General features: G+C 68.9%; 22 protein-coding genes. 3 read left to right on the top strand and 19 right to left on the bottom strand.

What is annotated here, in order from left to right; genetic code table 11:
* Positions 1-4: 4 nt before the first annotated feature.
* From N8I71_RS16990 to N8I71_RS17000, 3 genes are read right to left on the bottom strand one after another with little or no spacing between them, the layout of a single operon-like run.
* Positions 5-523 (bottom strand): gamma carbonic anhydrase family protein, encoded by a 519-nt coding sequence (locus N8I71_RS16990; RefSeq protein ID WP_262879209.1) that lies wholly within the window; start codon positions 521-523, stop codon positions 5-7.
* Entirely contained in the window at positions 520-1200 is a 681-nt protein-coding gene (gene gmk / locus N8I71_RS16995) for a guanylate kinase (RefSeq protein WP_262879210.1), read from the bottom strand. Before gmk ends, N8I71_RS16990 begins: the two co-directional genes overlap by 4 nt.
* Positions 1197-2105, bottom strand: a complete 909-nt coding sequence (locus tag N8I71_RS17000; protein ID WP_316249262.1) for a YicC/YloC family endoribonuclease — start codon at positions 2103-2105, stop codon at positions 1197-1199. The genes gmk and N8I71_RS17000 overlap by 4 nt, the downstream gene beginning before the upstream one ends.
* A gap of 139 nt (positions 2106-2244) precedes the next feature.
* Here N8I71_RS17000 and N8I71_RS17005 point away from each other — a divergent pair, with 139 nt between their 5' ends.
* Positions 2245-2940 (top strand): PAS domain-containing protein, encoded by a 696-nt coding sequence (locus N8I71_RS17005; protein WP_262879211.1) that lies wholly within the window; start codon positions 2245-2247, stop codon positions 2938-2940.
* Positions 2941-2944: 4 nt separating this feature from the next.
* Here N8I71_RS17005 and N8I71_RS17010 read toward each other — a convergent pair whose 3' ends face one another.
* Positions 2945-4324, bottom strand: a complete 1380-nt coding sequence (locus tag N8I71_RS17010) for a class II 3-deoxy-7-phosphoheptulonate synthase (RefSeq protein WP_262879212.1) — start codon at positions 4322-4324, stop codon at positions 2945-2947.
* 180 nt (positions 4325-4504) lie between these two features.
* On the opposite strand from N8I71_RS17010, the gene N8I71_RS17015 reads away from it, so the two are divergent.
* Complete coding sequence (locus tag N8I71_RS17015; RefSeq protein WP_262879214.1) at positions 4505-5500, top strand: GlxA family transcriptional regulator; 996 nt, start codon at positions 4505-4507, stop codon at positions 5498-5500.
* A gap of 16 nt (positions 5501-5516) precedes the next feature.
* Here the strand turns inward: N8I71_RS17015 and N8I71_RS17020 are convergent, their stop codons facing one another.
* The 4 genes from N8I71_RS17020 to N8I71_RS17035 are packed head-to-tail and all read right to left on the bottom strand — an operon-like array spanning position 5517 to position 9432.
* Positions 5517-5948: a hypothetical protein gene (locus N8I71_RS17020; RefSeq protein WP_262879216.1), complete on the bottom strand. Its 432-nt coding sequence runs from the start codon at positions 5946-5948 to the stop codon at positions 5517-5519.
* A 28-nt stretch (positions 5949-5976) separates the two neighbouring features.
* Entirely contained in the window at positions 5977-6252 is a 276-nt protein-coding gene (locus N8I71_RS17025) for a hypothetical protein (protein ID WP_262879217.1), read from the bottom strand.
* Complete coding sequence (locus N8I71_RS17030; RefSeq protein ID WP_262879218.1) at positions 6245-9061, bottom strand: [protein-PII] uridylyltransferase family protein; 2817 nt, start codon at positions 9059-9061, stop codon at positions 6245-6247. The genes N8I71_RS17025 and N8I71_RS17030 overlap by 8 nt, the downstream gene beginning before the upstream one ends.
* The gene (locus tag N8I71_RS17035) at positions 9058-9432 is read right to left on the bottom strand and encodes a nuclear transport factor 2 family protein (RefSeq protein WP_262879219.1); all 375 of its coding nucleotides are present in this window, start codon (positions 9430-9432) and stop codon (positions 9058-9060) included. The genes N8I71_RS17030 and N8I71_RS17035 overlap by 4 nt, the downstream gene beginning before the upstream one ends.
* An 88-nt stretch (positions 9433-9520) precedes the next feature.
* Between N8I71_RS17035 and N8I71_RS17040 the strand changes: the two genes are divergently transcribed.
* Positions 9521-9991, top strand: a complete 471-nt coding sequence (locus tag N8I71_RS17040; protein ID WP_262879220.1) for a YbaK/EbsC family protein — start codon at positions 9521-9523, stop codon at positions 9989-9991.
* Between the two features lie 32 nt (positions 9992-10023).
* Here N8I71_RS17040 and lpxB read toward each other — a convergent pair whose 3' ends face one another.
* The 11 genes from lpxB to uppS form a co-directional block, all read right to left on the bottom strand.
* Positions 10024-11193, bottom strand: a complete 1170-nt coding sequence (gene lpxB / locus N8I71_RS17045) for a lipid-A-disaccharide synthase (RefSeq protein WP_262879247.1) — start codon at positions 11191-11193, stop codon at positions 10024-10026.
* Between the two features lie 2 nt (positions 11194-11195).
* Complete coding sequence (locus tag N8I71_RS17050; RefSeq protein ID WP_262879221.1) at positions 11196-11975, bottom strand: LpxI family protein; 780 nt, start codon at positions 11973-11975, stop codon at positions 11196-11198.
* Positions 11976-11979: 4 nt separating this feature from the next.
* Positions 11980-12783: an acyl-ACP--UDP-N-acetylglucosamine O-acyltransferase gene (gene lpxA / locus N8I71_RS17055; RefSeq protein WP_262879222.1), complete on the bottom strand. Its 804-nt coding sequence runs from the start codon at positions 12781-12783 to the stop codon at positions 11980-11982.
* Positions 12780-13277 (bottom strand): 3-hydroxyacyl-ACP dehydratase FabZ, encoded by a 498-nt coding sequence (gene fabZ, locus N8I71_RS17060; RefSeq protein ID WP_262879223.1) that lies wholly within the window; start codon positions 13275-13277, stop codon positions 12780-12782. Before fabZ ends, lpxA begins: the two co-directional genes overlap by 4 nt.
* A gap of 106 nt (positions 13278-13383) precedes the next feature.
* Positions 13384-14055, bottom strand: coding sequence for an OmpH family outer membrane protein (locus N8I71_RS17065; protein WP_262879224.1), 672 nt, complete (start codon positions 14053-14055; stop codon positions 13384-13386).
* A 7-nt stretch (positions 14056-14062) separates the two neighbouring features.
* Complete coding sequence (gene bamA / locus N8I71_RS17070; RefSeq protein WP_262879225.1) at positions 14063-16405, bottom strand: outer membrane protein assembly factor BamA; 2343 nt, start codon at positions 16403-16405, stop codon at positions 14063-14065.
* Positions 16406-16614: 209 nt separating this feature from the next.
* Positions 16615-16752: a hypothetical protein gene (locus N8I71_RS17075; RefSeq protein WP_262879226.1), complete on the bottom strand. Its 138-nt coding sequence runs from the start codon at positions 16750-16752 to the stop codon at positions 16615-16617.
* A 155-nt stretch (positions 16753-16907) separates the two neighbouring features.
* On the bottom strand, positions 16908-18236 hold the full coding sequence (gene rseP, locus N8I71_RS17080; RefSeq protein WP_262879227.1) for an RIP metalloprotease RseP: 1329 nt from the start codon (positions 18234-18236) through the stop codon (positions 16908-16910).
* 3 nt (positions 18237-18239) lie between these two features.
* The gene (gene dxr / locus N8I71_RS17085) at positions 18240-19415 is read right to left on the bottom strand and encodes a 1-deoxy-D-xylulose-5-phosphate reductoisomerase (RefSeq protein WP_262879228.1); all 1176 of its coding nucleotides are present in this window, start codon (positions 19413-19415) and stop codon (positions 18240-18242) included.
* Positions 19416-19439: 24 nt separating this feature from the next.
* Positions 19440-20231, bottom strand: a complete 792-nt coding sequence (locus N8I71_RS17090; RefSeq protein WP_262879229.1) for a phosphatidate cytidylyltransferase — start codon at positions 20229-20231, stop codon at positions 19440-19442.
* 4 nt (positions 20232-20235) lie between these two features.
* Positions 20236-20946 (bottom strand): polyprenyl diphosphate synthase, encoded by a 711-nt coding sequence (gene uppS, locus N8I71_RS17095; RefSeq protein ID WP_262879230.1) that lies wholly within the window; start codon positions 20944-20946, stop codon positions 20236-20238.
* Positions 20947-20972 lie beyond the last annotated feature (26 nt).

Here is a 20972-nt window from a genome sequence, read left to right on the forward strand (position 1 = left end):
GGTCTCAGACCGCGCGGAGACCTTCGCGAAACCGCCGCATCCGTTCCTGGTAATGCGCCGCCGAGGCGAGGATGCCCGCCTTCGCCGTCGCGTCGAGGTCTCGGACCACCTTGCCCGGCATCCCCATCACGAGCGATCCATCGGGGATCTCCTTGCCCTCGGCGATGAGCGCGCCCGCGCCGATCAGGCACCCTTTGCCGATCCGCGCACCGTTCAGCACCGTCGCGCCCATGCCGACGAGAGAGCCGTCGCCGATGGTGCAGCCGTGCAGCATCGCCTTGTGCCCGATGGTGCAGTTCGCGCCGACCGTCAGCGGATAGCCCATGTCGGTATGGAACACGCAGTTCTCCTGCACGTTCGAGCCCGCGCCGATACGGATCTCCTCGTTGTCGCCGCGCAGCGTCGCGCCGAACCAGACGGAAGCGCCCGCCTCCAGCACCACGCGGCCGATGAGGTTCGCGTCCGGAGCGACCCAGGTATCGGCGTGGATCTCGGGGGCGATCCCGTCGAGCGCGTAGATCATGCCGTCGTCCCTTCCTCGAATTCCTCGTGCAATCGGCGGACATGGGCCGCCAGCCCCGGCTGCTGCGGACGGCGGAGGCGCTCGGCGGTGACGATGGTGCGCAGCCGCTCGAACGTCGCATCGAGGTCGTCGTTCACGAGAACATAGTCATAGCCATCCCAATGGCTGATCTCGTCCCAGCTTTTCTGCATGCGCTTGGCGATGACTTCGGGACCGTCCTGGCCCCGGCTGACGAGCCTGCGGCGCAACTCGGGGATCGACGGCGGCAGGATGAAGACCGACAGCGTGTGCCGGCCCAGAACCGAGTTCCGGATCTGCTGTGCGCCCTGCCAGTCGATGTCGAACAACACGTCGCGCCCGGCCTCGATCGCCTCCTGCACCGGCGCCATGGGCGAGCCGTAGAAGTTGCCGAAGACATGGGCGTGTTCCAGCATCGCGCCGTCGGCGACCAGTTTCTTGAAGGCGGGCTCGGTGAGGAAACGGTAATCTTGGCCGTCGACCTCGCCGGGCCTCGGCGCGCGGGTCGTGGCCGAAACCGAGAAGCGCAGCGTCGGGTCCCAGTCCATCAGGCGTCGCGCAAGCGTCGATTTCCCGGCCCCGGAGGGCGAGGACAGGATGATGAGAAGGCCGCGCCGCCCTCCCGAAGTGCTGACTTTCGCGTCCGTCGGCATCGTCATTCCACGTTCTGAACCTGCTCGCGGGTCTGGTCGATGGCGAGTTTGAGGTCAAGACCGATGGCCGTGAGCGCCGCATCGCCGGACTTCGAGCACAGCGTGTTGGCCTCGCGATTGAACTCCTGCATCAGGAAGTCGAGCTTGCGCCCCACCGGCCCGCCCGTCGCAAGCAGCTCGCGCGCCGCGGCGACGTGCGCGCGCAGCCGGTCGATTTCCTCGGTCACGTCGGACTTCACCGCCAGAAGCGCCAGTTCCTGCGCCAGTCGCGCCTCGTCGAGGTCGGCCGTGTCGAGAAGCTTCCGGACGTTCGCCCGGAACGTCTCGGCCTGCGAGACCGCGCGCGCCGCCGCGGCGGTCTCCGCCGCTTCGGTCAGGGCCGCGATCCGGTCGATCTGCGCACCGAGGACCTCGGCCACGGCCCGTCCCTCCGAAAGGCGCATGGCGAGGAAGGCCTCGATCAGGCGCCCGGCCTCCGACAGGAGACGCGCGGCCTCCGGCGGCTCGGGGGCACCGGCAGTCTCGGCCATCCCGCGCAGCGCCAGGATCTCGGCCGCACTCGGCCGGGACAGTTCCATGCCGCGCGCCTCGGCCGCCGCGCGCACCTGGGCCAGCGCGTTCAACGCCGTCTCCAGCGCCGCGGCGTCGACGCCGCCTGCCCCGGCCTCCTCGGAACGGGTCAGGCGAAGGCCCAGCGTGACCGATCCGCGGGCGATCTTGTCCGACAGCAGCTTGCGCAGCGGCGCCTCGAGGGCGCCGAGCCCATCGGGCAGGCGCAGGCGCAGATCCAGCCCGCGCCCGTTCACGCCACGGATCTCCCAGCTCCACCGCAAACCCGGCGCCGCCCCTTCCAGCGTGGCAAACCCCGTCATCGACGCGATGCGTCCCTGTTCCGCGGTTCCGTTAACCAATTGAAAACTCTCCCTCTGCCCGTCGAATTGAAACGAGGCTATTAAGGATTGGGAAAGCAAAAGGTGCAGCGGGTCAACCCAGGCGCCCGATAGCCGACCCGACGGACCGATCCCCCCGCCAGAGACCGGAGACCCCGCCATGCAAAGAAATGACACGCCTTCGGGCGCGCGCGCCCCGCTCGACCGGCGCCTGACCGACCCGACGCTCCGCCACGCGATCGCCTATTGGGAGGCCCTGCGCGGGACGCGGCTGGTTCCGCCGCGCATGGCGCTCGACCCCGCCGAAATGCGGCCCGTGCTGCAAAACTGCGCGATCCTCGAGCGCCCGAGGCCCGGCACCCTGCGGATCAGGTTGGGCGGCGCGCGGATCAGCGCGCTGATGGGAATGGAGGTGCGCGGCCTGCCGTTGCGCGCGCTCTTCGACCTGGCCGACCGGGGCAGGATCACCGCCGAGGTCGAGCGCGCGATGGACGAGCCCGCGCTTCTGCTGTTCGAGGTTGCGACGCCCGCGCCGCGCTACGGTCACCCGATGGAGGCGACCACCTCGGCTCGGCTCGCCATCCTGCCCATGAGCGACGCCGATTTTACGGTGAACCGCGCACTCTACGTGATGGGAAGCGTGGACGCCCTTCGCACGGGAACGCCGCCGCAACGCTGGTCGATCACCGGCATCGAGGCGGTTCCACTCGGCATCGGGAGGCCCGTATTGACCGCCGAGGCCATTTCGCGTCCGCCGATCGCCGCGGCGGCCCAGGCGGCCGACGAGGCAACCAGCGAGGCACACGGACCTCTGGCCCGCGCGCGGTTCCGCGTGATCGAGGGCGGGCGCGCCTGAGCGCTCAGCCCGCCGCCCGAAGCGCCTCGCGGCTTTTCTGCAGCTCCTCGGCGACGAGGAACGCCAGTTCCAGCGACTGCGAGGCGTTGAGGCGCGGATCGCATGCCGTGTGATAGCGCGAGGACAGGTCCTCGTCCGTCAAGGCCCGCATGCCGCCGGTGCATTCCGTCACGTCCTTGCCGGTCATCTCGAAATGCACGCCGCCCGGCACCGTGCCTTCGGCGCGGTGGATCGCGAAGAACTCCTGCACCTCGCGCAGGATCGCGTCGAAGGGCCGGGTCTTGTAGCCGGTGGAGGACTTGATGACGTTGCCGTGCATCGGGTCACAGGACCAGAGCACCTTGGCTCCTTCGGCCTCGACCGTGCGGATGAGGCGCGGCAGGTTGTCACCGACCTTGCCGGCGCCGAAGCGCGCGATGAGAGTCAGGCGTCCTGCCTCGTTCTCGGGGTTGAGCTTGGCCATCAGGACCTTGAGGTCCTCCTCGGTCGTGCTCGGACCGCACTTGAGCCCGATCGGGTTCAGCACACCGCGGCAGAACTCCACGTGCGCGCCGTCGGGCTGGCGGGTGCGGTCGCCGATCCAGATCATGTGCCCCGATCCGGCCAGCCACTTGCCCGAGGTCGAGTCGAGCCGGCAGAGCGCCTCCTCGTATTCCAGCAGCAGCGCCTCGTGCGAGGTGTAGAAGTCGACGGTCGACAACTCGTGGTTGGTCTCGCTCGTCAGGCCGGCGGCGGTCATGAAGTCGAGCGCGTCCTGGATGCGGTTGGCGATGCCGCGGTAGCGCTCGGCATCGTCATGATCGGTGAAGCCGAGCGTCCAGGAATGGACCCGGTGGATATCGGCGAAACCGCCGGTCGAGAAGGCGCGCAGCAGGTTCAGCGACGCCGCGGCCTGGGTGTAGGCCTGCAGCATCCGCGCCGGATCGGGGATGCGCGCCTCGGGCGTCGCGGCGATGTCGTTGATGATGTCGCCCTTGTAGGACGGCATCTCGATGCCGCCGATCACTTCGGTCGAGGCCGAGCGGGGCTTGGCGAACTGGCCTGCCATGCGCCCCACCTTCACCACCGGCACCTTTGCGCCGTAAGTGAGCACCATCGCCATCTGCAGCATCACCTTGAAGGTGTCGCGGATCGTATCCGCGGAAAACTCGGCAAAGCTCTCGGCACAGTCCCCGCCCTGCAGCAGGAACGCCTCGCCCCGGCTGGCGGCGGCCAGCTCGGACTTCAGCCGCCGCGCCTCGCCCGCGAAGACGAGCGGCGGATACTTCGACAGCTGTGTCTCTGCGGAGGCCAGCGCCTCGGCGTCGGGATAATCCGGCATCTGGATGCGCGGCTTCGCGCGCCAGTCGGTCTTGCTCCAGCCTTTTACGGTCGCGGCGGTCATGACGGCCTCCTCATGCGTCTCGGGGCCGGTCTATACGCGAGGCGCTTCGCGGGGCCAATCCCGCAATTGCGCCGCCTCGGGGATTGCCCTCGCGGGAAAATGATGTTTTCGGTTGAACCCCAGTGAAACAAGCACCGCCGCCTGCGGCAAGCGCGGACGAAGAGAGACGGACGAGGCACGATGGCCGACCCCATGCGGCGAACCGACGGCGAAAAGCCCCCCAGACGTTTCGTCTTCGTCCTGCTCGACCAGTTCACGATGCTCTGTTTCGCAAGCGCGGTGGAGGCGCTCCGGATCGCCAACCGCATGTCGGGCCAGCAGCTCTATTCCTGGCAACTGATCGGCGAAGGCGGCGAAGTGGCCTGGTGCTCGGCGGGGATCGGGTTCAAGCTCGACGGCGACCTCGAGGAAGTGAGCCGGGACGACACCGTGCTGGTCTGCGGCGGGCTCGACGTCGCCTCGGCCACGACGAGGCGGGTCATCAGCTGGCTCCGGCGCGAGGCGCGCAAGGGCGCGATCATGGGCGGGCTTTGCACCGCGGGCTACACGCTGGCCAAGGCCGGTCTTCTCGACGGCAAGCGCGCGACGATCCACTGGGAAAACCAGGACAGCTTTTCCGAGGAGTTCGAGGACGTCACGCTGACCAAGTCGGTCTTCGTGATCGACGGCAACAGGATCACCACGGCAGGCGGCACGGCCTCGATCGACCTGATGCTCAAGATCATCGCCGACGAGCATGGCGAGGATCTCGCCAACCTCGTGGCCGATCAGCTTATCTATACCTCCATCCGCACCGACCAGGACACGCAGCGGCTGTCGATTCCGACACGGATCGGCGTGCGCCACCCGAAGCTGGGCCAGGTCATCCGCATGATGGAACAGAACATCGAGGACCCGATCAGCCCGGCGCAGCTGGCCAAGGAAGTGTCGATGTCGACGCGCCAGCTCGAGCGGCTGTTCCGGCGCTACCTCAACCGCAGCCCCAAGCGCTACTACATGGAGTTGCGGCTGGCGAAGGCGCGGAACCTGCTGATGCAGACCGACATGAGCGTGATCAACGTGGCGCTGGCCTGCGGCTTCGCCTCGCCCTCGCATTTCTCCAAATGCTACCGCGCCCATTACGACACGACGCCCTACCGCGAGCGCGGCAGCCATGCGGCGCGCGTGAAGGACTGAGCGCGGGGCGCCCCGCTCAGAACAACGCGATCAACACGTCTGGATTGCTGTTGAACGTCATGTTCAGCGCGAGCACGCCGCCCTCGGGCAACTCGTGCCACAGCACGCGAACGTAGATGTAGGACGTGCCCGACCAGTAGGCGATCAGTTCCTGTCCGAAGCCCTCCGCCATTTCGGCGCGCAGCATCACGGCGGTGTTGGCGAAATCCTCGGGATAGATGTTCCGGACCTGCATCTCGAGGCTCGACATGTCCTGAAGGCTCATCTCGTCGCCGCCTCCGAAGGCGCTGAGAAGTTCGCCGACACGCCGCTCGCTGACCAGCTGGTCGAGGGTCGCGCGCATGTCCTCGTAGCTGTCGAACAGGGGCACCTCGGCCTCCTGCGCGAGGGACGCCCCCGGCAGGAGCGATGCAAGGATCAGGGCAAGGCAGAACAGGATGGAACGCATCGGTTTCGGCTCCTTTCGGGGAACGGGGTCAGGTATCGCGAAGGCGCGCGTTGCGCCCGCCACGGCGGCGCGGCCCCGTGGAGGCGGTGAGGCCCTCGGCCAGCACGGCGCGCATGGGATGGTCCGGCGGGGCATCGGCATGGCGCCGAAGCAGCGCCTCGATCAGCGGCCTGTGATCGGCGGCCTCCACGCTCAGGGCCCAGTCGACGAAGATCGAGCGGCATTCCTCGGGCGTGATGCCCTCGATGCGGAAGGATTCGCGGATCAGGCCCTTTGGATCGTTCGGGTCGCGGGGGTCAGGCATCTCTGTGCTCCGGGTTCGCCGCCGGTGGCGGCAGCATGGAATCGATGATCTCGGCCGAGGCCGCCCGGGCGGCGTCGAGTTGCGCGGCAAGATCGTCGGCATCGCGCGCGCCGGCGCGTTCGGCCAGAAAGGCGCGCCCGCCCACGCCGACCTCGTCGGCATCGAGCGCGCCGTCGGCCAGAAGCCGCCCCGACTGGTTCACCGCGGAAAACAGCGCATGCGCCGCGGCGAGCCGCCCGGCCGCTTCGGCATCGAGCCAGCCACAGGCAAGCGCCGCCTCGATCTGCGCGGCGGGACGCCGCTCGGGAGCCCCGGCGATCAGCGCGCCGGCTTGCGACAGAAGCTCGATATCCTGCATGCCCCCCGGTCCCTCCTTCACCGCCCATGTCGCCCCGCCGCGCCCCGCAGCGGCCAGCCGCGCGCGCATCTCGGCGGCGTCGGCCACGATCCGGTCGCGCTCGGGCACCGCCTCGATCACCTCGCGGCGGATCGTCTCGATATCCTGCGCCAGATCGGACGCCCCCGCCAGCACCCGCGCGCGCGTCAGCGCCATGTGCTCCCAGGTCCATGCCTCCTCGCGCTGATACCGGTCGAAGGACGAGAGCGCGGTCGCGACCGGCCCCTGCCGCCCCGAGGGTCTGAGCCGCATGTCCACGTCGTAGAGCTTGCCCGCCGCGGTCGGCGCAGACAGCGCGGTGACAAGCGCTTTCGTGGCCTTGGCGAACCATCCGCGCGGATCGAGCGGGCGGCGGCCTTCGGTCATATCCACGCCACCCGCGTCGTAGATGACGATGAGGTCGAGATCGGAGGCCGCGGTCATCTGCCCCGCCCCGAGACTGCCCATGCCAAGCACAGCGCCGCCGCGCCCCGGTGCCGGGCCATGACGCGCCGCGATCTCGCGGCAGACCTTCGGCCAGAGCGCGGACACCACGGCATCGGCGAGGTCGGTGTAATGCGCACCCGCCACTTCCGGGGAGATGAGCCCGCGCAACTGATGCACCCCGATCCGGAAGTGCCATTCGTGCTGCCAGCGGCGCGCGGTGTCGAGAAGATGCTCGTAGTCCTGCCCGCCAAGCGCCCGTTCAAGCTCTGCCTCCAGCGCCGCGCGGCCGGGCCAAGGCGCAAAGAACCGCCCGTCGAGCACCGCGTCGAGCACGGCGGAATGCCGCGAGAGATACCGCGAAAGGCGCGGCGCCGTGGCGCAGATGTCCACGATCAGGTCCACCAGCGGCGGGTTCGCCTCGAACAACGAGAAAAGCTGCACGCCCGCCGGAAGACCGCGCAGGAACCCGTCGAAGTTCTGGAGCGCCTCGACCGGCTTCGCGGCCTTGTCGAAACGGGCGAGGAACCCCGGCTTCAGCCGCTCGAAAATGGCCTGCCCGCGCTCGGACCGCAGCGCCGGGTAGCCGGGCCAGCGCGCGACGATCGCCGCCGCCTCCTCGTCGATTTCGGGGGCACGCGTCTCGCGCTCCAGCGGCGCGAAGAAGGCGCCTGTCAGGGCCTCCACCCGCTCGATCCGCTCGGACAGGCGCTTGCGGAAGGCGGCCGTATCCCCCTCGCCGCAGAACCGGGCCAGTCGGTCGAACCCCTCGGGCGATTTCGGCAGGACATGGGTCTGCGCGTCATCGACCATCTGCAGCCGATGCTCCACCTCACGGTGATGGGCATAAAGCTCGGCCAGTTCGCCGGCCGCCTCGCGCGTGATCCAGTCGGCCCGCGCCAGCGCGGCCAGCGCCTTCACCGTCCGCCGCTGACGCAAAGACGGGTCGCGCCCGCCCGCCACCAGCTGCCGCGTCTGGGCGAAGAACTCGATCTCGCGGATGCCGCCCGCGCCGAGCTTGATGTTGTGCCCCTCCAGCGGAATGGACCCGCCCGACCGGACGAGGCCCTTGTGCTCGCGGATGCGTCGGCGCATGTCCATCGTGTCCTGCACCATCGCGAAGTCGAGATGCCGCCGCCAGACGAAGGGGGTCAGCGTCTCGAGAAACCGCTCGCCCGCCGCGATGTCGCCCGCCGCCGCCCTTGCCTTGATGTAGGCCGACCGCTCCCACGACCGCCCCTCGGCCTCGTAATACCGCTCGGCCGCGTTCATCGAGATGCAGACCGGCGTCACGCTCGCGTCCGGCCTGAGCCTCAGGTCCGTGCGGAAGACGTAGCCTTCGGCCCCCGCCTCGCTGAGCGTCGCGGCCATGCGCCGGGTCGCGCGGATGAACCCCGCGCGCGCCTCCATCTCGTCGCCCCCGTCGAAGCGCGTCTCGTCGAAAAGGCAGATGAGGTCGATGTCGGAGGAGTAGTTGAGCTCCCCCGCGCCCATCTTTCCCATGGCGAGCACGACCATCCCGGCCCCGTCGCGGAACGCGTCCTCCTCGGTCTGGCCTGGGATGCGCCCGCGCCGCGCCTCCTGGGCGACATGGTGGGCGAGCGCGGCCGCAACGCAGGCATCGGCGAAGTCCGTCCAGGCCTGCGTGACGGCATGAAGCGCCCAGACCCCGCCTAGATCGGCCAGCGCCACCAGAAGCGCGGCGCGCCGCTTCAGCTGCCGGAGGCCGCTGTTCAGCTCGGCGGAAGAGAAATCGCCGGTCGCGCGGACGAGATCGGCCATCGTGTTCTCGGGCGGCTCGTCCAGCGCGTGGGACAGCCAGTGCCCCTCGCGTGCCATCAGCCCCGCCAGATAGGGCGAGCACCCCGCCGTCCCCTCGATCAGCGGGCGCAACTCGGGGGGCAGGTCGTGAAAATGGGCCAGCGCCTCGGTCCCCCGCTCGGGCACGAAGGGGATCGGATGGCGGGTGACGCGGGAGGCGAAGCTCATGGCACCCCCGCCCCGGTCAGCGGCGTGTCCTGGCTGAAGATATTCAGCCACGTGCCGCCCTGGCATTGCCAGATGGAACTGACGAGCATCGCCTCCGGCTCCGCGCCTGCCGTGCGGGTGTAATCGGCGCGATAGGCGTAGAGGACGTAGTCGGGACCCATCGGGCGAAGATGCTCCTCGGTGATGGCGTAGGAGGCGACGGTGGGCCCATGGGCCAGCTGGCCGGCATGGGCCGCGGGCCCCGCAAAACCGTCGGGATAGACACCGAGAAAGTCATCGGCCAGCAGCCGCGCATCGGCGGCGGCGTCGCCGGTTCTCAGCGCCTCCCACACCGCGCGTTCCGCCGCGCGGATCGTGCCGGCCTCGTCCATGCTGTCGCGACGCTCCCCGCCTTGTGTCTCGCTGCGAACCTTGCAAGTCTCGCGCGCCGGGAACAAGGGGGCCAGGGGAGAGGCAGGCATGTCGAAGAGCGTGAAGCGCGTGGCGCGCGTGCTGGAAGAGGCCGGGATCGGCGCGGAAATCGTCGAGATGCCCGACAGCACCCGCACCGCCGAGGAGGCGGCGGCGGCGGTCGGATGTGCGCTCGACCAGATCGCGAAAAGCATCATCTTCCGCGCCGAAGCCCATGGAACTGCGGTGCTTTTCGTCACGGCGGGCGGAAACCGGGTGGATGCGGAGAAGGCCAGCGCGCTTGCCGGGGAACCGCTCGGCAAGGCGGATGCGGGCTTGATCCGGGCGCAGACGGGCTTCGTGATCGGCGGCGTCGCCCCGGTGGGGCACCTCGCCCCGATCCGGGCCTGGTTCGACCCCCGGCTTCTGGATTTCGAGGTGATCTGGGCGGCAGCGGGCACGCCGCGCCATGTCTTTCCCATCGCTCCGCCGGAGCTTCTGCGGCTGTCCGGGGCGGAGCTTGCGGAGTTCACCGTCTGAGTGAACGGGTTTGCCGGCTTTTCCGGCGCCCCTCAGATCACCTTCAGCACGGAACGGGCGGCCCTCAGCCCCGGCGCCTCGCCTCCGCGCCCGAGCTTCAGCATCGTCGCCGCCATGGCGTCGAGTTGCGCGACGCGCGCGCCCTCGTCCGCAAGCAGCCCCTTCAGCGCCCCGGCGATGGGACCCGGACGGCACTCGGGCCCCAGGAACTCCGGCACCGCGCGGGTGTCGGAGACGAGGTTCACCAGCGTCACGGTGTCGACCCGCAACATGGCGCCGATGATCTTCCGGCTGAGCCAGCTCATGTCATAGGCCACGACCATCGGCGTCTCGGAGGCGGCAAGCTCGAGGCTGACCGTCCCCGACGCCGCCAGCGCCACGTCGGCGGCGGCGAAGGCCGCGCGTTTCTCGGCGAGAAAATCCTCCGTCCTCCGCCCGCGTGGATCGAGGATGACCGGCTCTGCCGGCCAGCCGCGGAGTTTCTCCGGCAGCCCAACCGCCACCGTCTCGGTGGTCGGCAGGACCAGCCGCGCACCGGGATGGGCCGCGAGAACGGGACGCAGCGCCTCGCCGAAAACAGGGGCGAGGCGATCGACCTCGGACCGACGGGAGCCCGGAAGAACGAGGATCAGCTTGTCCTCCGCCCCGATCTTGTGTGCCTCGCGGAAGGCGGCGGCCTCGGCCGCGCTCGCCACGGGTTCGGTCGTCACCGGGTGACCCACGAAATCGCAGCTCATCCCCTCGGCCTGCATGTAGGCGGGCTCGAACGGGAACAACGCCAGCACATGGTCGATGGAGCGCGCCATCTTGCGCGCGCGCTTGGGCCGCCATGCCCAGACGGTCGGCGCGACGTAGTGGATCGTCGGCATATGCGCCGCCCGCGCCTTCACGCGGCCCGCCACCCGCAACGAAAACTCGGGGCTGTCGATGGTGATGAGGGCGTCGGGCTTCAGGCGGATCACCTCCTCGGCGGTCTCGGACACACGGGCCAGAAGGCTGCGAAGCCGCGGCAGGATCTCGGTCAGGCCCATGACCGACAATTCCTCCATCGGGAAGAGCGAGGTCAGCCCCTCGGCCTGCATCAGCGGCCCGCCGATGCCGTGAAGCTCGATCTCCTCGCCCGACACCTCGCGAAGGCCCCGGATCAGGGCCGCGCCCAGCCGGTCGCCCGATGCCTCCCCGGCGACGAGGAAAAGCCGCAGCGTCACGGGCTCGCCCGAAGCGAAAGCCCCGTCTCCGCGCAGGCGGCAAGCACCGCCGCGCGGTCGAGGAGCAGGACAGACCCCGCGGCGATCTCGATCCCGGATAGGCCGGCATCCGCGGCCAGCCGGACCGTCTCGGGGCCGATCGCCGGCATGTCGAAACGCAGGTCCTGCCCGGGCTTCGGCCGCTTCACCAGAACACCGCCCGAGCCTTTCGCGGACGCGGCCACGAAGCGCAGCATCGCGTCGGTGCCCTGCAACGTCTCGATGCCCAGCACCTGCCCGCGCCCCGCGACCACGCCCTGTCCCACGTCGAGAGGTCCGAGCGCGTCGAGCACCGCGCGGGCCCGCGCCACGTCGGCCTCGGGGAGCGCCCCTCCCGCCAGCACGCCCGCGTCGGCCACGAGATCGGGGCGCACTTCATGCGCGCCGAGAACGGAGAACCCCTGTTCCTCGAAAAGCGCGGCGATGTCCCGCAGAAGCGCGTCGTCGCCCTGCGCCATCGCCTTCATGAGCCGGGGCATCAGGGCCTTGGTCCGATCATCGAGCGCAGTCGGGTCGAGCCTGGGCCGCGTCATGGCGCCCGCGAAGCAGACCTCGACGACGCCCGCCGCGCGCAGATCGTCGAACAGCGTCCCGAGCCGCTCGAACCGGGCGGCGATGGCGGGCGCGCCCTTTGCCGTCACGGCGACGCCCTCGAAGGCCACGACCGCCGATCCCGCGCCCTCGAGCAGAAGGCCCGGCAGCGCCCCCGTCCCCGCGATGACCGCCCGCAGCGCCACCCGCTCAGCCCGGCGTGAGATAGGACCGGTCGGTATCGCCAAGCACGAAATCCACGATCTCGCGCACGTAGGGCGACCCGCCTTCCTCGCTTTCGGCCAGGCGGCGGGCGCGGTCCTGGAAGGCCCCTTCGCCCTGCGCCAGCGCCTGGAAGGCGGCGCGCAGCGCGGTGATGTCGGCCCGGTCGACGCCGCGCCGCTTCAGCCCCACGAGGTTCAACCCGTCGAGCCCGCCGCGCGGACCCTGCACGAGGCCATAGGGGATGACGTCGTTCGTCACCATCGTGACGGCACCGATGATCGCGCCGCGTCCGATGCGGACCCACTGGTGGACGCCCGACAGCCCGCCGACGATCACGTCGTCGTCGATCACGCAATGCCCCGCGATGGAGGCATTGTTGACGAGGATCACGCGGTTGCCGATGCGCACGTCATGGGCCACGTGGGCGCCCGCCATGAAGAGGCCGTCATCGCCCACCCGCGTGACGCCGCCGCCGCCCGCGGTGCCGGTGTTCATCGTCACGCCCTCGCGGATGCGGTTCCGGGCGCCGACAATCAGGCGCGTCTTCTCGCCCGCGTATTTCAAATCCTGCGGCACGTCGCCGATATTGGCGAAGGGAAAGATCACCGTGCCTTCGCCGATCTCCGTCCAGCCGGTGACGACGGCATGCGACTTCAGCACCACGCCGCGCGCCAGCGTCACGTCCTCGCCGACGACGCAGAAGGGCCCGACGCGGCAGTCGGGGCCGATCACCGCCCCGTCTTCCACGACGGCGGACGGGTGGATGTTCGCCGAGGCGTCGATGCTCATGCGTCGGCCCCGGGCGCTGCCTCGGCGGGCATGTCCATCATCGCGGTGAACTCGCATTCGGCGGCGAGTTCGCCCTCGACCGTCGCGCGCGCGTCGAATTTCCAGACCTTGCCGCCGGGTTTGCCGCGCGTGACGGTGATCGCGAGTTCAAGCACGTCGCCGGGCCCGACTTTGCGGCGGAACTTCGCCTTGTCGATGCCCATGAAATAGACCAGCAGATCGCGGTCCGCGTAGTTCGACGAGACGCCCACCATGACCGCGGCCGTCTGTGCCATCGCCTCGATGATCGTGACGCCCGGCATGATCGGCATGCCGGGGAAATGGCCCTGGAAATGCGGCTCGTTGTAGGTGACGTTCTTGATGCCCACGGCCGAGGTGAAAGGCACGATGTCCCGCACCTTGTCGATCATCAGGAACGGATAGCGATGCGGCAGAAGCCGCTGGATCATCTGGATATCGGCGCTTTCAGGGATGCTATCGGCGTCGAGGCTCATGGGCGCGCTCACTTCTCTGCTCGGTGGTCGGCGTCGTCCGGGCGTGCGCCCGGGGCTTTGGCGGGGCTTACCAACAACACCTGCCAGCGGCAAGGCAGGGCACGGATTACCGGTCTTCCACGACGACGGGCTGTGAGCCGTCCGTGCCACCATCCGCGGGCGCGTCCGGCAGGGCGATCTCGACGTCGATGATCGGGTCCTCGCCGCCGTCGCCCAGCGTCGCGTCGATCGCGGCGATGGCCGTCTCGGTGATGTCGACGCTGTCCGCGGACAGCAGCACCGCGCGGCTGTCCATCAGGACGGCCGCGCCGCGTTCCCGCACGATCTCGAGCAGGATCGGGGCCGCAAGCTCGAAGAATTGCGTCTGCGCGGCGTCGGCCTGTTCGCTGATGTCGCGGGCCTTGGCCTCCTGCGCGGCGCGGATCGCCTCGACACGGGTGTCGAACTCATCCGCCATCACGCGGAAATCGGCGGGCGGGAGGGTATCGCGCATCTCCGTCAGGTCGAGCTCCTCGGCGGTGAGCCGGGTCTCGATGCGCCGGTTCTCGGCCGAAAGCGCGGAAGACGCCGCCTCGAGCTCGCGCTGGATGCGCTGGCCATAGAGGCTACGGGCGATCAGGCGTTCCTGATTGAGGACGAGGATACTGGCCGCCGGGCCGGGATCGGCCGCGCCCTGCTGGGCGGCGGCCGGACCGATCAGCGCCGCGGCAAACGCAATGCCCGCCGCGGCGACGATGCCCGGAAATCCCCGGCGCGAGAACCGGCCCGGCTGCACCATGGCAGCCTCAGAACCGGGTCTCGACCGTGAAGTCGAATTCGCGGGTGCGGTCGTAGGGCTGCGTGTCCAGCGCGCGGCTGAAGTTGAAGCGCAGCGGGCCGAGGGCCGTATCCCAGAAGACCGAGAAGCCGATGGTCGAGCGCCAGTGCAGGCTGTCATCGACGGTTCCGGCGAAGCCGGCCGTGTTGTCGAGCCCCCAGACCGAACCCACGTCGTAGAAGACGCCGCCGGAGATCCCGTATTCCTCGGGCAGACCCAGCGGGAACGCCGCCTCGAAGCGCGCAACGGCGAAGTAGTTGCCGCCGAGAGCGTCGTTGTTCGGCGCGGTCGTGTCACGGGGTCCGAGACCGTAGGTGTCGAAGCCGCGCATCTGCCGCGAGGACAGGAAGAAGCGGTCGTTGTAGTGGCTCGGCCCGCCCGTCGCGTTCAGGGCCCCGCCCTCGAAGCTTGCGCGCAGCGTCACGTCCTCGCGCATGATGGCGCGTTCCGCGATCGCCGCGACCTGGGTGCGGAGATACTCCGCGTCGCCGCCAAGACCGGCGTATTCGCCGAAGACTTCGAAGTTGACCCCAGCGTTCGGATTCAGGCCCGTGGTGCGGTTGTCGAAGGCATAGCGCAGGCCGACCGCCGAGGTCACGCGCTGACCCTGATCCACCGTGATGATCGGCGACGAGTTCGCGGCGCTGCCGCCGAAATTGATCTCGCGCTGGTCAAGCCGGTAGCTGAGCGCAAAGCGGCCGTTCTCGCTCGCCGGGAAGCTGAACGTCGTGCCAAAGCCGTAATCCTCGGTGTCGAAGGAACGATCCTGGGTCTGCGTCTGCTCGTAGTAGGCGTTGATCCCGAAGCCCACGTCACGGGCCAGGAAGTTCGGCTCGTTGAAGGCGAAGTTGAAGCTCTGCCCGCCTTCGACCGTGCTGACGCCGAAGCGCAGGCTCTGGCCGCGGCCGAGGAAGTTGCTCTCCGAGAAGTTGATGGCGATGCCCGCCCCGCTGTCGGTCGAGTAGCTGAGCGAGAAGCCGAGCGAACCCGTGGGCTGCTCCTCGACATTCACGTCGACGATGACCTGGTCGGGCGCCGAGCCTTCGCGGCCCTCGACCTGAACGTCGGAGAAGAAGCCGGTTGCGCGGATGCGCTCGGCGGCCTGGCGGATCGCGCGCGGATCGAAGGGGTCGCCCTCGACCGTGTCGAACTGGCGCCGGATCACGCGGTCGAGCGTGGTCGCGTTGCCCTCGATGTCGATCCGTTCGACGAAGACGCGCTCGCCGCGGGAAATCACGAACTCGACGTCGAGCGTCAGATCGCGGTCGTTGCGCACGATCCGAGGCGCGATGCGGACGAAGCGCAGAGCCTGCTGGGTCGCAAGGTTCTCCATCCGGGTGATGGTGTTGTCGACGAGGCGCGGGCTGTAGGTCACGCCTTCGCGGATCCGCATGGTGGCGGCGTATTCGTCGGCGTCGACCTCCGGGATCTCGGAGACGACGGTGATGTTGCCGAAGCGGAAGCTCTGCCCTTCACGGATGTTGAAGGTCACGAAATAGGCGTCGCGCGCCCGGGTCAGTTCCGGCGTGACGGACAGGACCTCGAAATCGATGTAGCCGCGGTCGCGGTAGAAATCGGTCAGAAGCTGCCGGTCGAGCGCGATCCGGTCCTCGATGAACGTGTCCGAGCGGATCAGCGCCGAGAAGAGGCCGGCCTGCGTGCTTTCCAGGACGCGGCGCAGGCGACGGTCGGAATACTCGCGGTTCCCGACGAAGGCGATGCGCTGGGTCTCGACCACGCGGCCCTCGGTAACTTCGAACACGAGATCGACCCGATTCTCGTCACGGCGGATGATGACGGGCGTCACGGTCGCGGTCAGGCGACCCGACACGCGGTAGGCCTCGGCGATGTCTGCGGCATCCTGCTCGGCGGTGGCGGGCGAATAGACGCGGCGCGGCTGCGAGCGGATCACGGCCAGCAGCGCGTCATCGTCGATGCGGCGGTTGCCCTCGATCGAGATGCGGTTGATCGACGGGTATTCCTGCACCTGGATGACCAGGGTCGCGCCGCGCGGAATGATCTCGACACGCTCGAAAAGGCCCGAGTTCTGCAGGTTCTGCAAGGCATCGTTGACCTGCCCCGCCGAGACCGACGACCCCGGGGCGATGCCCGCGTAGGCCAGGATGGTCTCGTCGGTGATGCGCTGATTGCCCTCAACCACGAAACTGGTGAAACGGAACGCTTGCGCCGCGGCCGGCTGCGCGACGACGGTCATCGCGACGGCGGACAAGGCGAGCGTGGCGGTGCCGGCGGCCGGCGACGAAAGTGCGGCGATCAAAGCGGCAGCTGTGACGCGCTTGTGGCGGATCATCGAATCCAACCCCTTGGTTTTCCCTGCAGACACGATCCTGCCTATCGGAGGGATTTAGGGTTGTCAAAACGATGATGCACAGGATGTGGGCATCCGCGCCCAATTCCTGGAACCTGTGTCCGATGCGTTACGGCGCGACAAAAAAACGTATAGCCCGCGCGGTTATCCGGCGCGGGCTTCGGGCGCGATGGCGCGGCGGTGCGGGCGGCTCAGATTGTCTGCAGCAGCGAGACGAGCCAACCGGCGAGCGTCAGGCAGGCCACGATCAGCACCGGAACCAGCAGGCGGTCGGTATTGACGGCCACGAAAAGCGACAGGCCGCGGTAGCTTTCGTTGAGGAATTTCATCTCTCGCTCCGGCTTTGCAGTCACGGACCCGGTTTACGGATCACGACTGAAATGGCGCCCGAATATGGCGCCTTCTGGGCAAGCGGGGGGAGTTTTCTTGTTACGCCCCGGGGGCCGCCGGCTTGTGGCGTTGCAGCAACAGCCGGCGGCGAACTTCAGGGGCAGAAGATGTCGTTGGTCAGGGCAAACAGCATCAGCGACAGCAGAAGCGTCAGGCCGACGGTCATGAAAACCCGCAGCGCCTTGTCCGACGGCGGCTTGCCCGACACCGCCTCGTAGGCGTGGAACAGCAGATGCCCGCCGTCGAGGACCGGGATCGGAAAGAGGTTCAGCAGGCCCACGGCCGTCGACAGGACAGCGATGAACCAGATGAAGTCGCCGATCCCCTGGCTGGCCGCCGCCCCGCTCGTCTCCGCGATGCCGATGGGGCCCTGCAGGTTGCAGGAGGAAATCGCGCCCGTGATCATGTGCCAGAGGCCCGACAGGGAGGAGCGCACGATGAAGATCGTCTGTTCGACCCCCGCCACGAGCGCGGCCCCAGGGCCGACGCGGACGGTCTCGGGGTCGAAGACCAGCCCCCCGGTGATGCCGATCAGCCAGCGCGTCTCGAACCCGCCATCGGGCAGCGGCAGGTCGGTTCGACGCGGGCTGAGCGTGATGTCCATCGTCTCGCCCTCCCGCCAGACCGAAAGCGCGAGCGGCTCGCCCGCGCTGTCGTCAACGGCGATGCGAAGCTGCGAGAAGGCGTTGACCGGCGTGCCGTTCACCGCCCGGATCACGTCGCCCTGCTGGAGGCCCGCGGCGATCGCGGCCGATTGCGGGGCGACCGACTGCACGATGGGCAGAAGCGGGAAGGAGGCCGAAACCTCCATCGCCGTGCCGTCCCGCTCGATGCCGTAGACTACCGTTTCCGCCGGTTCGAGGTCGCGTGCGACGGTATAGACATCGGTCAGCGTCGCGATCGGCTGCCCCTCGATCGAGGTGATGAGATCGCCCGCCTGAAGCGTCGCCATGTCGGCGGGAAGGGCCGCCGGCGCCCCGACCACGGGGGCCTCGGCGGGGCGGCCGGCGATCATCAGGACCGCCGCGAAGATCAGGATCGACAGGATGAAGTTGAACACCGGGCCCGCCGCCACCGTGGCCGAGCGCGCCCAGAGGGGCGCGCCATGCATCGATCGGCGGCGTTCCTCGACATCGAGCGCATCGATCGCGGCCGGGTCCTTGCCGCTGGCCGCGTCGGCGTCGCCGAGGAACTTCACGTAACCGCCAAAGGGCAACGCCGCGATCTGCCAGCGCGTGCCGTGCCGGTCGGTGCGGCTGAACAGGACCGGGCCGAAGCCGACCGAGAACACCTCCGCATGGATGCCAGACCAGCGCCCGACGATGTAATGGCCGTATTCGTGGATCGCCACGATGACCGAAAGGGCTGCGATGAAGGCAAGCAAAGTGAATGCGATGCCGCCGAAATCCGGAATGAATTCCATGTCTCAGGCTGTCTCCCGTGTTTCGATGGCGGCCCAGGCGCGTGTCCTAGCCATTTGGTCCACCTGCAGCACGTCCTCAAGGCCCGATGGGGGATTTGTCAGGCGAATTTCGGACGACATTGCGTCAAGGGTCCCCTCGACGACGCCCGCCATGTCCATGAACCCGATGCGCCCGGCCAGGAACCCGTCGAGCGCGGTTTCCTTGGCGGCGTTGAAGACGGAGCCCGCGAAGCCGCCCGTTTCCATCACCGCGCGGGCAAGGCCCAGCGCGGGATAGCGGCGGAGATCGGGGGCGTAGAATTCCAGCGTCGCGATCTGCGCGAGGTCGATCCGCGCCACCGGCAGGTCGCGCCGCTCGGGCCAGTGGAGCGCGTAGCCGATGGCGTGGCGCATGTCGGGCGCGCCGAGATGCGCCATCAGCGCGCCGTCCCGGAAACCGACAAGCGCGTGGACGATCGATTGCGGGTGGATCACGGCCTCGATCTTCTCGGGGGCCACGCCGAAGAACTCCTTGGTCTCGATCAGCTCCATCGCCTTGTTGAACATCGAGGCGCTGTCGATCGTGATGCGCTGGCCCATGTCCCAGTTCGGATGCGCGCCCGCGTCGGCAACGGTCGCCATCGGCAGGGCCTCGAGCGGCCAGTCGCGAAGGCCCCCGCCCGAGGCGGTGACGATGATCTTCTCGACCGCCGACATGTCCTCGCCCACGAGCCCCTGGAAGATCGCGGAATGCTCGCTGTCGACGGGAAGGATTGTGGCGCCATGCGCCCGCGCCTCGGCCATGAGGAGCGGCCCGGCGGTCACGAGGCTTTCCTTGTTGGCCAGCGCGAGCGTCGTCCCGTGCCGCAGCGCGCGGAAGCCGGGGGCGAGGCCCGCGGCGCCGACGATGGCGGACATGATCCAGTCGGCGGGACGGTCGGCGGCCTCGATCAGGGCGGCCTCCCCTGCCCCGGCCTCGATACCGCTGCCGGCAAGTGCGGCGCGCAGCTCATCCAGGCGGTCGGGATAGGCCGTCACGGCGACCTCGGCCCCGAGGCGCCGCGCATCGGCGGCCAGCTGGACGATATTGGCGCCGCCGGTCAGGGCGACGACACGGTACTCACCGGGCGCGCGCGCGATCAGGTCGAGCGTGTTCTGCCCTATGGACCCCGTGGCCCCGAAAACGCTTATCCGGCGCATGGCTTCTCCCCGGTGCCGTTGTGGTCACCCCGCGACGACAGGAAACTCCGTCAGGCCCTCGACGACCAGAAGAAGAAGCGACGCACCCAGCATTCCGTCGAACCGGTCCCACAACCCGCCATGCCCCGGAAGGAGGCCCGAGCTGTCCTTGACGCCGGCACGCCGCTTGACCGCCGATTCCGCGATGTCGCCCATCTGGCTTGCCATGCTGAGTGCCACGGAAATCCCGATCAGCGCCACGCCCATGCCCGTGACCGCCATGAAGGCCCAGCCCACGAGGCCCGCCGCGATCCAGCCCGCGACCGTCCCCGACCAGGTCTTTTTGGGGCTTACGCGGGGCCAGAACTTCGGACCGCCGAATATGCGCCCCGCGAAATAGCCGCCGATGTCGGTAACGGCGACGACGAGCACCAGCCACAGCATCCATGTCACGCCGAAGGCGTCGCGATGGGTCACGAGCCCGAAGGCGGCCAGCGTGATGAGCGTGGTGATGACCAGAAAAAGCGTGCGGTTGCGCGACAGGAGCGAGAGGCCGGCCAGACCCGTCACGAACAGAAGCGGCAGGCCCAGGCCCGTCGGCAGGAGCTTGGCCACCAGGAGCATCGCGCCGCCCAGTCCGGCAAGCCCGAGGCCGATCCGGGGTTCCGCACCCAGCATGCGCGACAGCTCCCACACGAGCCCGCCGACGATGGCCGCGACAAGCAGCGTGAACCACGGATAGCCCGCCCAGACGGCGGTCAGCCCCACCACCGCAACCGCGGTCCCCGTCAGGATGCGGGTGGCGAGGTCGGGAAAACTGCCGGGGCCGAGGGGCATCTCCTCAGACCGGCACCGCACCGAAGCGGCGTTCCCGTTCGCCGAAGCGGGCGAGGACACGCGCGAATTCCTCGGGCGTGAAATCGGGCCAGAGCGTATCGACGAACTCGTACTCGGCATAGGCCGACTGCCACAAAAGGAAGTTCGAGATCCGCGCCTCGCCGCTGGTGCGGATCACGAGGTCGGGATCGGGCAGGACGTAGGTGTCGAGATAGCGCGGAAAGGTCTCGTGGCTGATCGCGCGCGGGTCGAGCCGTCCGGCGGCGACATCGTGGGCCAGCCGCCGCGCGGCGCGCGCCACCTCGTCGCGCCCGCCGTAGTTGAGCGCGATGGTGAGATTGGTGCCGGAATTCCCGGCCGTCATCAGTTCCAGCCCGTCCATCAGGTCGACAAGCGCGGGCTCCAGCCGAACGCGGTCGCCGATGAAGCGCACGCGCACGTTCTCCTCGAAAAGCGACGCCGCCTCGCGGCGGATGTAGCGCTTGAAGAGCTTCATCAGCCCCGCGACCTCGGTCTGGGTGCGTTTCCAGTTCTCGGTCGAGAAGGCGAAGATCGTGAGATACTCGACCCCGAGATCCGGGCAGGAGCGGACGATATCCTTGACCCGCCGCGCGCCCTCGTGGTGGCCGAAGAGACGGGGACGTCCGCGCACCTGCGCCCAGCGTCCATTGCCGTCCATGATGATCGCCACGTGTCGGGGCGTCTTGTCTGCCATGTGGCGGGCCGTCCTCGTTGTTGCTG

Origin of the sequence: Roseicyclus sediminis (genome assembly GCF_025515305.1) — a bacterium.
Taxonomy (GTDB): domain Bacteria; phylum Pseudomonadota; class Alphaproteobacteria; order Rhodobacterales; family Rhodobacteraceae; genus Roseibacterium; species Roseibacterium sediminis.